13 protein-coding genes are annotated in these 12,961 nt (G+C 38.9%); 4 read left to right on the forward strand and 9 right to left on the reverse strand.

Annotated elements, in window-relative coordinates; genetic code table 11:
• On the forward strand, positions 1 to 484 hold a 484-nt coding region (locus SOM16_RS08755; protein ID WP_320463623.1), incomplete at its 5' end, for a GIN domain-containing protein.
• Between the two features lie 111 nt (positions 485 to 595).
• Here SOM16_RS08755 and SOM16_RS08760 read toward each other — a convergent pair.
• From SOM16_RS08760 to SOM16_RS08780, 5 genes are all read right to left on the reverse strand, one after another.
• Positions 596 to 1,192 (reverse strand): cupin domain-containing protein, encoded by a 597-nt coding sequence (locus tag SOM16_RS08760; protein ID WP_320463624.1) that lies wholly within the window; start codon positions 1,190 to 1,192, stop codon positions 596 to 598.
• Positions 1,193 to 1,196: 4 nt separating this feature from the next.
• Positions 1,197 to 1,622, reverse strand: a complete 426-nt coding sequence (locus SOM16_RS08765; RefSeq protein WP_320463625.1) for a hypothetical protein — start codon at positions 1,620 to 1,622, stop codon at positions 1,197 to 1,199.
• 171 nt (positions 1,623 to 1,793) lie between these two features.
• Entirely contained in the window at positions 1,794 to 3,089 is a 1,296-nt protein-coding gene (locus SOM16_RS08770; RefSeq protein WP_320463626.1) for a hypothetical protein, read from the reverse strand.
• Between the two features lie 297 nt (positions 3,090 to 3,386).
• Positions 3,387 to 4,070 (reverse strand): hypothetical protein, encoded by a 684-nt coding sequence (locus SOM16_RS08775; RefSeq protein ID WP_320463627.1) that lies wholly within the window; start codon positions 4,068 to 4,070, stop codon positions 3,387 to 3,389.
• 12 nt (positions 4,071 to 4,082) lie between these two features.
• A complete protein-coding gene (locus SOM16_RS08780) occupies positions 4,083 to 5,954 on the reverse strand; it encodes a hypothetical protein (protein WP_320463628.1) in 1,872 nt (623 codons plus the stop codon).
• Positions 5,955 to 6,234: 280 nt separating this feature from the next.
• Here SOM16_RS08780 and SOM16_RS08785 point away from each other — a divergent pair, with 280 nt between their 5' ends.
• The 3 genes from SOM16_RS08785 to yidD all read left to right on the forward strand — a co-directional run bounded on the left by SOM16_RS08785 (position 6,235) and on the right by yidD (position 7,555).
• A complete protein-coding gene (locus SOM16_RS08785; protein WP_320463629.1) occupies positions 6,235 to 6,906 on the forward strand; it encodes a response regulator in 672 nt (223 codons plus the stop codon).
• 131 nt (positions 6,907 to 7,037) lie between these two features.
• Complete coding sequence (locus tag SOM16_RS08790) at positions 7,038 to 7,271, forward strand: hypothetical protein (protein WP_320463630.1); 234 nt, start codon at positions 7,038 to 7,040, stop codon at positions 7,269 to 7,271.
• Positions 7,272 to 7,273: 2 nt separating this feature from the next.
• A complete protein-coding gene (gene yidD, locus SOM16_RS08795; protein ID WP_320463631.1) occupies positions 7,274 to 7,555 on the forward strand; it encodes a membrane protein insertion efficiency factor YidD in 282 nt (93 codons plus the stop codon).
• A 25-nt stretch (positions 7,556 to 7,580) separates the two neighbouring features.
• Here yidD and SOM16_RS08800 read toward each other — a convergent pair whose 3' ends face one another.
• The 4 genes from SOM16_RS08800 to SOM16_RS08815 are packed head-to-tail and all read right to left on the reverse strand — an operon-like array spanning position 7,581 to position 12,941.
• On the reverse strand, positions 7,581 to 8,786 hold the full coding sequence (locus SOM16_RS08800; RefSeq protein WP_320463632.1) for an AGE family epimerase/isomerase: 1,206 nt from the start codon (positions 8,784 to 8,786) through the stop codon (positions 7,581 to 7,583).
• A 17-nt stretch (positions 8,787 to 8,803) separates the two neighbouring features.
• Complete coding sequence (locus tag SOM16_RS08805) at positions 8,804 to 9,967, reverse strand: glycosidase (RefSeq protein WP_320463633.1); 1,164 nt, start codon at positions 9,965 to 9,967, stop codon at positions 8,804 to 8,806.
• A 20-nt stretch (positions 9,968 to 9,987) separates the two neighbouring features.
• A complete protein-coding gene (locus SOM16_RS08810; RefSeq protein ID WP_320463634.1) occupies positions 9,988 to 11,814 on the reverse strand; it encodes a sodium:solute symporter family protein in 1,827 nt (608 codons plus the stop codon).
• 14 nt (positions 11,815 to 11,828) lie between these two features.
• On the reverse strand, positions 11,829 to 12,941 hold the full coding sequence (locus SOM16_RS08815; RefSeq protein WP_320463635.1) for a glycoside hydrolase family 26 protein: 1,113 nt from the start codon (positions 12,939 to 12,941) through the stop codon (positions 11,829 to 11,831).
• Between the last annotated feature and the right edge of the window lie 20 nt (positions 12,942 to 12,961).

Below are 12,961 nucleotides of genomic sequence, written 5' to 3' on the forward strand. Positions count from 1 at the left end.
TAATCGGATCTGGGTAAGTGGCAACGTAAAAATTGTACTTACACAAGGTGAAAAAGAAAGTGTAATTGGTGCTGAAAATTACGATGCAACAAAAACATCAGTAAGCAGTAACGGAAAAACTTTATACATCAACTCTATGGAAACCAGCCAGGTTACCCTTAACATCACGGTGAAAGATTTAGAAAGAATAGAAGCTTACGGCCAATCGGTGGTGATTACCAATAACAACTTCGATGTTAAAAACCTTCAATTATTCTTAAACCAAAGTGCCACTGCAAGGATCAAAACAACGGCAACAAGTTTATACACCGTAGTTAAGGAAGATGCCGTATTGAAATTAAATGGCACTGCAGCAGAAAGTACGATGGTAGCCAGCAACGCAAAAAATGTAAAACTAGGTGATTTTGTAAGTTTAAAATCAGTATCGTATGCCTCAGAAACCATTATGGATGCAGAAAAAACAGCAATGACTTTAGCAAAATAAGAAATTAAGTTACGCTTTTAAATAGCTACAGCTGCCCGATAGGCAGCTTTTTCTTTTTTAGCATGACCCGAAAACATCAATTTTAGCTCAGAATGGGTATTAGAATCATGCTTAACACTCCACATGCTGCAATATTGCAATAACCGATTCTGTAACGACTGCAATGGTATGCGGCTGATGAAGTGGAATTTGCATGAACGCGCCCGGCCCCATAGTAATGGTTTCCTTATCAATGGTACAAATACAAGTGCCTTTCAGGATCAAAAAGCTCTCATGCATATTTTCGTGCACTTCTTCTTCCACACCTTCCGGCGTAATTACCAATGCCTGCATCACTTTATCGTCGTTCCGCAGCAGTTTTTCAAACCTACCGTCAAAATCGTTCTTCGGCAATAAAGGGGAGATCATTTTGAACCAGGCATCTGCATTTGAGAAACTGGTAATTAATGGCGGATCAGACAACTGCATCGCCTGCTCAATCTCCAGATTTAAAAACAGCGATTCCATTTTATCATTAAATTCAGGATCAGGTTTTACCGCCTGCTGCAGGGCTTCCCTTTCAAAGAAAGCCTCCAACGAGGCCAATTCGGCCGCTACTTCGGGATGAGCAAACCGCATTTGGTTAACAAGCAACACCTCTTCCTGATCCAATGTCCCAATTAGATAAAGTTCGAGCAAGCCACTATTTAAAAACGCTGTTAAATCCATCTTATCAATGCTGTTCCTTTAGTTCTTTTCTTAACCTGATGATGGTGTCCTGCATACTAATGCCAAGTATGCCCGAAGCTTCCCGGATACTAAACCCTTCTGAAAGTATAAGTTGCCTGATGCATCGCTGATCGTTACTTTTTTTAACAGAATAATCCAATAGATATTCTCTGGAGATCTTTCTGGAGATTTTCATTAGCCAGATAAGGAGCCTACCTTCTACGGGGATATCATTTTCCACTTCCATTCTTGCCATTTCAAATACCTTAAAGGTTAACTCCCTGGCCTTTTCCCGCTCTCTGCAAAACATAGAAAACTGCCCGTAAACTTCCAGGCAATAGGTTTCATAAAGCATTTGCTGAATGTTGCTATCTTTTAAAAGCAAGCATTTTCTGATCTTCTCTTCAGCATGTATGCGATAGCGCGGCATTTGTTTTTTTTGTTAAAGATAACAAAATAGACGCATTGGAAAAACTGACAGCAGTTATGGCTGCATTTTGCTTAAGATATATGCTAAAAAATAGTCATGATCGGGATTCAGATTAAAGCATTTATAAAGAAAGGTTTGAGGTTGGCAGGTAATTACAATCCCTTAGCATCCTTATCGCACATCTTTAAGGTTAACCTTTAATTTTTCTCCATCGGTTTTAATGGTAACCAAAGTTTCTATAACAGCCTTTGCCCCCTGGGTGGCATTTGCCGTATTGTAAACTGCTGAAGAAGAAAGTACAGCTCCGCTGGGATGCATCAGGTAAGATGTACCTGCATAATAACTATAGGAATAGGCGTGTGTATATCCGAATGATGTCATTAAAACATAATCACCAGGCATGAGGTTGGTAAATTCGAAATGGCCCTGATCATCATAAACTTTAGTAGTTTTGATACATTGAGAAACATTAGGATCAATAGGTACTTCAGGTATTTTCTTACCTTTTCTAAGCTTTTTATTTACCTCATTCCATTCTACAAGATAAGGCGAATTTGGGATGATGGAAATAACGGTTCCTTTAGGTGCATACTGTGCTTTATTCACATTTACCAGGGTGATGCCCCGGCGCGCATGATCTCTTGCGAATGAAGTACCTATAATTACGCTGTTTCCCTTCTCAAGTTTGGCTAAAGCCTCCTCTTTATTAAATTTATTTTTAATGGGTTGATAATCCAGTTCTTCGTTCACGCAGATTTCCCACATGCCATTCGCCATAGACATTTCACGCTGCCAGATAATGCGTTTGCTTTTATCAATCACATAATAATAAATGGCACCCGTATTTTCTTCCAGTACAGTAACCAGCCAGCTTTCATGAATCCCTGTTTTAGGCGAACGCTGCTGAAAGCTTTTCACTTCTTTAATGATGTAATTGGTAACCAGCTTCTTTGTTTTGCCATCATAATAGAATTCAGGAATCGTTGCTTTATAGCCTACAGCAAGTGGCAGGGTAGTAAAAAGATGTTCTGCCAGGTTATAATCGACAAATTTTTCTTTCGGTGCCACACTAACCAATTCATCTTTCCTATTATCAAAATAGTGGAATTTACCAGTAATGGGATTGCCAAAGGTAAGTTGAAAGGTATTTTTAGGGCCTTCAAATTTATAGGCCAATGGGGCTAATGTTTTGGCATCTGCCGATGAAATTGTTTTTCGGTACCATTTGTTATTTTGATCAGTATAATTAGATACCAGATTCAACTCATTACCAGAAATGGAAAGCTCATGAGTAAAGGTCCCTTTTTTGGTCCAGGATGTGTCTTTTACATAATAGATCGTATATAAATACTTACCAGGATTTAGATGACTGGTTTTGATATCAGTGCTTCCTGGCACCACCATTTTTTGTGCCCATACACCAGGCGACAGAAAAATAAACAAGAATAAATAAAGGCTGGTTTTCATTTTAACGGGGAATTAAAAACCTAAATTATAAAATTTTGAATACCCGACCACGTTTAGGGTGAAATTGAAAAGTAATTACCTAAAATCAGGCAGATAAAATTCCTTAAAAATCAGGAGTTTTCTGAAAAACAGAATGATAATGGTAATGAATGGCATACCGTCGAAGACCTTCTTTTTAAAATTTCTTTCTAATACCGATGCGGTATCACATTAACAGAAAAATAGATTGACCAGATATGGCATAAGCACACACTGCTCAGCCATGCCTTTCTTCCTCCCAAACATAATCTTTGAAAACTAATGCCCAAAAAGTCTGTAATTTTCCTCTTCCATACCAACCCAGCTCAGCCAGTAGTCAATACCTGTTTTTCCCGCACCCGTAGGATCAATCTGAAAAAAATCTGGAATGATTTCAAAATTCTTTCTGGTTTTTAATTCCCGTATATAATGAGTAAAACATTCGAGTAGTTTAGGAAAGGAAGAAAAAATAATTTCACTTAATCCTTCCAGATCTCCGCCGTATTCATGGTCGTACACCCTAATTGGATATTCATGGTTATCTACTTCATATCTTCCATCAAAAACCAAAGGGCCTGCATCATTACCTTCATCGCCAAATGGGTATAACTTAGCTTCCACAAGTTCGTTCGCCAGATCATAATCCAGATTATCAATAATATTCTGAAGCGGTTCATTTGGGGAGGAAACAGGCAGCCCAAAGAGCTGACAAGAACAATCCAGAAAAAAATACTGTTTATGCCACTCAATAAAGCTTTTAGGAAATTTCACCCCAAATTTTTGCTCAACTTGATGATAGTCGCTGTCGTTTAATGTTCCGGTAATGGGCTTCCAGATATACCATCCTTCCACATCAACAGAAGAGTCCATCATTTTTTTGGGAGTTTTCCCCTCAACATATACTCTACTGAAGCTACTATATTTAAAATAGGTTATAAAAAATTCATTTATTATTTTGTTCATATATCGGCAATTTTAATTCACTTTTGTTAAACTATTGGTTCGGTGATTTATTACATCAATATCTTCTACATAAGTGGCTATTTTTAAAACACCCATGTACCGTTTTTCGTCTTCATCCCAAACATAATCTTCAAAGGCATCATAAGTAACAATTGCCCTGGTAACTGTTCCGCTCCGGTTTTTGAATACTGTTTGTTCGGTAATTTCAAAATAAAAATTTTGAATAGGCTCTTTATAAAGTTTACCCATTTCATCCATCGCTCCAAAACCATTTACAAATGCATCAGGATTACCTGTTCTAATATCAGTTATAATTGAAAAAATTTGCAAAAATGGTCCCATTGAGTTTAATCTGCCTCCTAATTTAGGGATTTTACCACTAGCCCTTATCCGATGCAGAATGGCAGTCCACTTTTGATGTACTTTTGCAGGGATGGCAAAAGCCATGTTACGTTGTTTATGGTGATGGTGAACCAATTGATTATCTATGTATGATTTATGAGCAGGATTATATTTAATCCATTGATCATCAACAATAACTGATCTAAAATCATTATTTGCAATAAGTGTTCTATTTTTTTGACTAAACATTTCTGGTCTTTTTTTGATTAGTTCTTCCCAAAAATATTTTGCATTTCTAGGGTCTCCATATACCGTTCGGCCATTTCTTGGCATAGCAGGCGTCATATCAATTCCAGTACCTTTTATATAATAACCCTCTGGTATTGGATCTGTATTCGGAACTCCCTGTTGCAACAGTTCTGCATCAATAAGGCCAAGCTCATCTTCACCATCGTACCATTCCTGATCGTATTGTACATCAAAATCTGATGGTAAATTAACAGGAGAATATTCATTATCAACAACAGGTATGGTAGGTCCTGATGGAGTAGGAACAGCTCCAGGCCCTTCACATGGCATAAGCCAACTATAACCATCAGGCGCCGGATAATTAGGCTTTGTATAACCTGGATCTGAACTACAACTTGGACCATTTGGCGGAAAATAATCAGCTCCAGATGTGCCACCATTAGATCCACCACCAACAGAACCTCCATTACTACCAGAGCCACCATTACCACTACTTCCACCACCACCGCCTCCGCCTCCACCATTTTCGGGATCTTCAGGATTTCTGATTATTATACACTTCCTGCTGTCAACTATATTCTGTTCACAAAATTCATGACATTTTGTAATACAAATTACCCACACATCAGGACTTGTTGGATCTAATGGGTCTACGGGAGGCTCTGCAGTTTCAGGAAGTGAATTCGTCATGTTATTACTTGATTTTCCAGGAATCAGACTCATGCTTTTTGCCGGAATCATCCCCTTATAATCGTATGCTTTAATAAAATTGCCTTCCCAATCTTTAACAACAATTTTGCCCGTATACTGTTCTCTTTTGCCATAAAGCCAAGCTTTATCCGGAAGTAGGATTACCCATTCGGCATGAATCTGCTGCAGGCTATCTTTATACATGAAAAGATAATTCAGAGATCCGAAGGGTATGAGTTCTTTCTTTCCTACATCTACAACAGAATAGGTTTTACCAAAATCGAGCGGTATCTTAACTGCGTTCCCCGTAGAAATTAATTTTTGATAAGCGCTTTCCCAAATCGCTTCTTTATTATCTAAAATTTCAGCTATTGATTCGTCGTTTGTTGAAGGCTTTGTAACCCCTTTAGACAAGAGAGTTTTAGATTTGAGCGATGGTTTTACAGTGGTTTCAAAATACTTTTTGGCCTCTGCAATAGAAAGCGAGCTTGTTAAAACATTCGAGTTAGGCTGGAGTAAATCCTTTTTACAACTTTGTACCATAAGAAGGCACATCAAAATTAGGCATGCCGCAACTTCGCCTTTAAGCATTAATTTGTTCATCGTTAATTTAGTTTTTAAAGTGTGAGCGGGATGCTTAATCAATATAGAGTAATCATACCGTTACTTAAAATATCATATAGAAAATTTACACCAACTAATTATCACGACTTGTTAAGCAAAGCAACAAGACACATAACCCTACTTTTTTTACACGAACACACTTTTTATCGCATTCAACATGAGAATTCTATTTTTAAAATTGAGGAAAACCGTAAAATAAATCTCCTCATCAGGATTATCTTTGATGTAATTAAGTTTTGCATGTTTCAAAATCCTAAAGATGATGTTCAAAAAAGTTTTGATAGCCGATGACTGTGACAGCACCAATATTTCTGTACAGAAAACGTTAACAGATTTAAGTATTATCTTTGATAGTCGCGATCATGTAACTTATTGTGATGCAGCATTAAGTCGCCTTCAAAAAGCTTTAGCTAATGGCGAGCCATATGATCTGCTCATTACCGATTTGTCTTTTAATAATGATATACCTCAGGTGCTTGAAGATGGTACAGACCTGATTCGGGCGGCGCAAAAAGTTCAGCCAGGATTAAAAATAATGGTATTTACTGGCGAAGGCCGAAATGCCGTAGCCAGCCGCTTATATCGCGACTTGAATCTTGATGGATATGTTCCTAAAGGTCGCGGTGACATTAAAGATCTAAAGGCGGCAATTGAAAAAATAGCTAATGATCAAAGATACCTTTCTGCCAACCTTCGAATGGATTTGAAAGCTAATTTTTCCATTATTTTTGACGAATACGACAAGATGGTTATCTCGATGCTGATGGAAGGCAATTCACAAAAAGAAGTTGCTATTTACATCAAGAAAAACAACATAAAACCTTCCAGTTTAAGTAGTTTAGAAAAAAGGCTGAGTGAAATTAAATCTACGCTCAACATCTCTAATAACGAGCAATTGATTGCTTATTGCAAGGATAATAAATTAATATAATCCGTTAATTATTAGCTCTTTAAAAACTATTATGCTTCACCAAGTTTTATTCTAACTTACGGAAACCCGTAAAGATAATTCATTTCCACAGGCTACTTTTGAGTTAAATAGTTTTAAGAAAATTAATTAATATGGAATATAAAGTTTTACCCTTTACTGCCACCTTGGATCAAAAGAAGGAAACTACCGCAGCTGTTGCACAACAGTTAGAAAAAATTGTAAATTCCTATCGTACCCAAGGCTGGGTATATGTCAGGTTAGAGAGTGTTTCTACCTATGTACAGCCCGATCCAGGATGCTTTGGATTTGGTGCCAAGCCAGGTTATATAGCAGCTTATCAGATGGTTGTTTTCAGTAAAATTTAAAAATGAAATTTTTGCTGCTTGCCATAATTCGAATGTATTGGGCGCTGAAGGATAAAAACCAGGCGCCCAAATGCATTTTCAGCGTAAGTTGTTCTCGCCATGTATATAATGTTGCTTGCAATGAAGGGCTATTTAAAGCGATAAAAGCATTCACCTACCGTTATAAAAATTGCAGAAGTGGTTATCACATTAGCACTGATCCAAGTAATGAGCAAAATATTTTAATACTGCCAGATGGCACACGATTAAAACAACATGAAATTGCCGAGCGGTTGATTAAATAGACCTTTTTTAAATATTTTAGAAGCCTTAAAAGCTTAAGCCCACCCCAATCCTCCGAATCAACTCTATACAGGCGCGGCTATTGTGATAGGGGCATTTCCATGGGCCAACCTTATCTTCACTGTTCATGATTTCGCCTGTTTCGGTGATACCCCAAAACCATTCACCATTTTGATGATCAATGATGTTGCTTTTTACAAATGCCCAGTTGTTCAGGCTGATTTGTAAAAAACTTTCATTGCCAGAAATTTGCCAGGCATTGAAAAATCCTACCATGGCTTCTGCCTGAACCCACCAGTGTTTTTCTTTAACAAAATGGTGATTGGAAGGATCAAATTCGTACCATAAGCTGCCGTCTATATCAATTCCATTTTTAGATATGGTTGCCATTTGTAAGGCAAGAATTTTGATTTCATCAATTAATTTCTGATCATGCAACGCCTCTGCGGCTTCTAATAAAAGCCAGGCCGCTTCGATATCATGTCCGTAAGAGATGATATCTGATTTCTGATTCCAATTTTCATCTAAGAAAAGAATCAAATTTCCTGTTTTCTTATTCAGGATATGGGAAGTGAAATTATCAATTAAACCAATAATGTTATTTTTAAGTTGCTCATCTGGCCAGATGCGGTAAAGTGTGGTAAAAGCTTCCAATACATGAAGATGGGTATTCATGGTCTTCTTTTCATTTGCATCTTTATTGCTCAGGCGCAAATCTTCCAATGCTTTCCAATCTCTGCTGAACGCCTCAAAATAACCCCCATTTTGTTGATCATAGCTGTGTGCAAGCAAATCAGTATAAAGACTAATAGCCAAATTTTTGCTTTGCTCAAACTTACTGGCAATGAAATATTCGCTCAGGGCATAGATGGTAAAAGCTACTGCATAAACCTGCTTTTTAGTATCCAGCGGTTTCCCTTTTGCATCCAGCATCCAGTAAACGCCACCAAATTCCTGGTCGACAAAGTGATCTTTAATATATGCAAAAGCCCGATCAGCAAGCAGCAAACAACCAGGATTTTTTTTTAAATTATAACTGGCGGAAAATGTCCAAAGGATGCGGGCATTTAACACACTTCCTTTGGGCGCAATCTCATCAATATGATTGTTATGATCGATTTTACCTACAAATCCGCCATTCACTTCATCAATGGTAAAGTTTTTCCAGAAGCTTAGAATATTGTCCAGCTCCTGATTTAATTCCTGTTGATATTTCGCTAAATCTACCTTCAATGTTGCGGAGTATTTACTTATTTATTATTTTCAATGTTGCTCAAAATCGTCTGTACTGTTGTTGTGGAGCGGAATCCATCTGCGGGCGAATTCATCACATAATCTACTAAAACCTCCAGCGAACTGGTGGCCACATGCATCCTGGTATCTGATGAGGCATAGTAAATAAAAACCGTTCCATCTTCATCCAAAATCCAGCCATTGCTGAACACCACGTTAGAAACATCACCAATGCGTTCTTCGCCTTCTGGCGCCAGGAAATAACCTGCAGGTTTATAGATAACCTTGGTTAAATCGTTCAAATCTGTCATAAACATATAAAGAACATAACGTAAGCCAGCAGCAGTATTTCGCACGCCATGTGCTAAAAACAACCAGCCATGTTCCGTTTTAATTGGCTCCGGACCCATCCCATTTTTCGCTTCGTAAACGGTATGGTAGTTTTTATTATCAACAATAAATTCTTTCTCGATTACTGCGTTTTCTATGGATTCGCTTAAACCAAAACCAATGCCGCCTCCGGTTCCGCTTTCTATAAAACCATCCTGCGGACGCGTATAAAAAGCATATTTTCCATCTACAAATTCCGGATGAAGTACCACATTTCTTTGCTGTGGCGAAGGCGTTTTCAAATCTGCTAAACGCTCCCAGGTCTTTAAATCTTTGGTTCGTACAATTCCAGATTGCGCTACTGCCATCGACTGATCGTGTGCAGGTGCATTCGGATCTTTTCTTTCTGTACAAAACAGGCCATACATCCAGCCATCTTCATGCGCAACAATACGCATATCGTATACATTGGTATCTGGCTCATCTGTTTCAGGAAGCAAAATTGGCTCCTCCCAAAACCTGAAATGATCAATGCCGTTATCACTTTCGGCTACGGCGAAAAACGATTTACGGTCTCTGCCTTCTACCCTGGCAATAAGCAAATACTTGTTATTAAATTTTATAGCACCAGCATTAAAAGTTGCATTAATTCCGATCCGTTCCAACAAAAATGGGTTGCTTTCAGGATTAAAATCATACCGCCACTTTAGGGGCGCATGTGCTGCCGTTAAGATGGGGTTTTCATACCGGTCGAAGATCCCGTTCCCTAAGGCTACTTTTTTATTATCAACAGCAATCAGGTCGGCTTGCGCTTCCTCTAGCTGCAGTTTTCTTTTTTCAAAATCTATCATAAAAATATTATATTGTATTATCAATCTTCTAATTTATTCCACCAGGTTCTTTTCAAAATGATGACGATAATGGCTAATACAGCAATCGTGGCGAAAAGAGGTGTGTGCATTCCCAAAATGAAATACATGGGTAAAATGGTGAGGCATAACTGAGCAATAATGCCTAGCACTACATTAAACATATCGAGTTTAAACCTTTTATTAGCCTGAAAATCTGGATCATCGACCACAACCAACTCATGAACAGGCTTCCAAAAACCCCAGGGACGTACAGTGCGGTAGAATTTTTTTAATGTAGCTTCTTCAGTTGGCGGTGCGGCATAAGTGCCAATAATACAACCAGCAAGAGAAAGCAGGAAAAGCAGCGGCCACCAATAAAGTGGGAGGCCACTGGTTACATAAGGCATTAGCAATGCTGCGCCAATTCCCACGGCCATTCCCCAGAAAAAGCCATTGGCATTAAAGCGCCACCAATACCATTTTAAACAGTTGGCCGCTACATAGCCACCGTATAAACCACCTACAATCCACTGCAAAATATCATTTACATTGTTGGCGAAAAAGCCCAACACCACACCAATGGTAACCACCGCAACACCCACGATGTAATTCATATTGATGATCTTTTTTGTGCTGGCTGCAGGATTAACATATTTCAGGTAAATATCATTCACAATATAAGCCTGCGCTGCGTTAAGCGTGCCACTGAAAGTGCCCATAAAAGCCCCTAGCAACCCAGTAAGCACAATTCCTAAAATCCCGACAGGTAAAAAGTTGTTAATGGTAGCAGGTAAAATTCTTTCAAAATCCGTTACGCCATCCGGCCCTTTTAAGTAAATCTGATTGTAGTAGAGGAGCGCCAAAACCGTTAATCCGATCACCATCGAATAGCGAATGGGTAATAAAATGATGCTTACAAAACCTGTCATTTTGCTGGCATCCTTCGGGCTCCGTGTACTCAATACTTTCTGCATATCGTAATTTGGTGCCGGACCAGCCAGCGAGGCAAATACGCCTTTCAGCAACATCATCCCAAAGAAAATCCCGAATAAACTAAAACCATCATCTGCAATTTTTTTATTGGCATCGGCAGCAATTTTACTCCAATCTAAGTCTAACTTCCAGCTAAAGAACGGATCATCCCAACCCTTTGGCACATTTAAAGTATGGCCCTGCAGGTGATTCATGGCAATAACCGCGATGGCAATACAGCCAATCGTCATGAAAGCATACTTAATCATATCGCCCAAAACAATGCTGTGCATTCCACCTAAAATGGAGTAGAACATAGCAAAAAGGGTAAACAGAATACCGTAAAAATGCGGTACATACTGAGCGGAGATTTCAAAGGGAACATATGCTTTTACCTGATCCCAGGGAATGAAGATTTCCATGAATTTACCCAAGCCAATGAAGCCATAAGCCAGGAAACCAAAGCAGCTGATGAGTGCGAAAGCAATGACCACCACATGCGATCCCTTTACGCCTTTGCCAACAGATCCAAAACGGGTCTGCAACCATTCGGCACCAGTATTGGCATTACTCCGACGAAGCCATTTACTCAGAAACATCATCATAAATACCTGGTTGAACACTGGCCAAAGCCATGGAATCCAGATGCTTTTTAAACCGTAAACAAAGCAAAGGGCCACCATCCACATGGTTCCGCTAATGTCGAACATGTCTGAAGCATCACTCAAACCCAACTTATACCAGGGTAGCGACTTCCCGCCCATCATGTAACTTTCTTTGTTTTGCTTTGCTTTTTTTCGATACCAGAATCCGATAAAAATCATGGTACCGAGGTACAGCATAATGATCAGGACATCGATTAATTGTAACTTCATATTTGGCTATTGTGCTATTTGTAAATGGATTTCAGTCCTTTTTGAAGAAGGATTTGATCCTGCTTAATAAACTTAAGAAAATCTGCTGCAGAAACTTGTCCGGGATAGGGCGCATAGTAATGATTGTCCTTTTCCTGTGGGCGGTAACCAGCATTTCTCCACAGTAGCAGGTATGATGGCATGTTTTCTTTGATCGCCTTCGCCAGGATATTTGTCCACCAGTTGGCCACCGGAATTTCTACAAAACCAATTTCTGCAATGGCGCTGATTTTATTGGTTCGCTTTGCTATTTGATGTTGAATGGCCAGATTTCCTGCAACTTCCAGCGCAAAGGTTTCTCCTTTTTCTGCTCCATACTGGTAATGATCAAAGCTAAGTACGTCTACTAATTTATCGCCGGGATAGCGGGTTAGATATTGTTCTTCTGTAGTAAAATCGCAGGGATTAAACACATAAATCAGGTTGTGCAGCTTCTTCTTATCTTTTAAGTAGCCAACTGTAAATCGCCATAATGCCTTGTACTGATCAGGCGTGCATGATTTTGTTCCCCACCAAAACCAGGCACCACCATTTTCGTGGAAAGGCCTAAAGAGAATTGGAATAGCTTTCCCATCGCTCCCTTTTAAGGTATTAACAAAAGTTGCAAAATGATCAAGCCAGCTTTTATATAGTGTGTGTTTGGATCCGTTGGGAAGAATTGATTTTACAGCCAATGAGCTGGTATCCCATGATGTTTTTCCGTTATAGGGATTGTTCATGTGCCAGCTTAAGGTGCTGATTGCTCCTAAATCATATGCTTTTTTGATATAACCCTTCATTTTTTCGAAGGGTACACCATCAATATTTGCCGTTTTGCTAGTCTCCAGGCCCGCTACATCCCAACCAAAAACGGCCGGATATTGGCCCGTTAGCTCTTTAATATCACTCCGTCCTTCCTGGTATTTCCACCCTACGCCATAGGCCAGATCATCCTGATGCCCGATAAGCGTTGCTTTGCCATAAAGACTGGTTAGGTTTTTATACAGATTCTTGGTTTCCAAGGATGCTTTCTGATCAATTAATTGCCCAAAAGACACAAAGGAAATGACATATAAAAAGAGGAAGAAAGGCAATGTTTTCTTGATCATACGATTATCTTTTGGTTAGA

The organism is Pedobacter sp. CFBP9032, assembly GCF_034045265.1.
Lineage (GTDB): Bacteria > Bacteroidota > Bacteroidia > Sphingobacteriales > Sphingobacteriaceae > Pedobacter.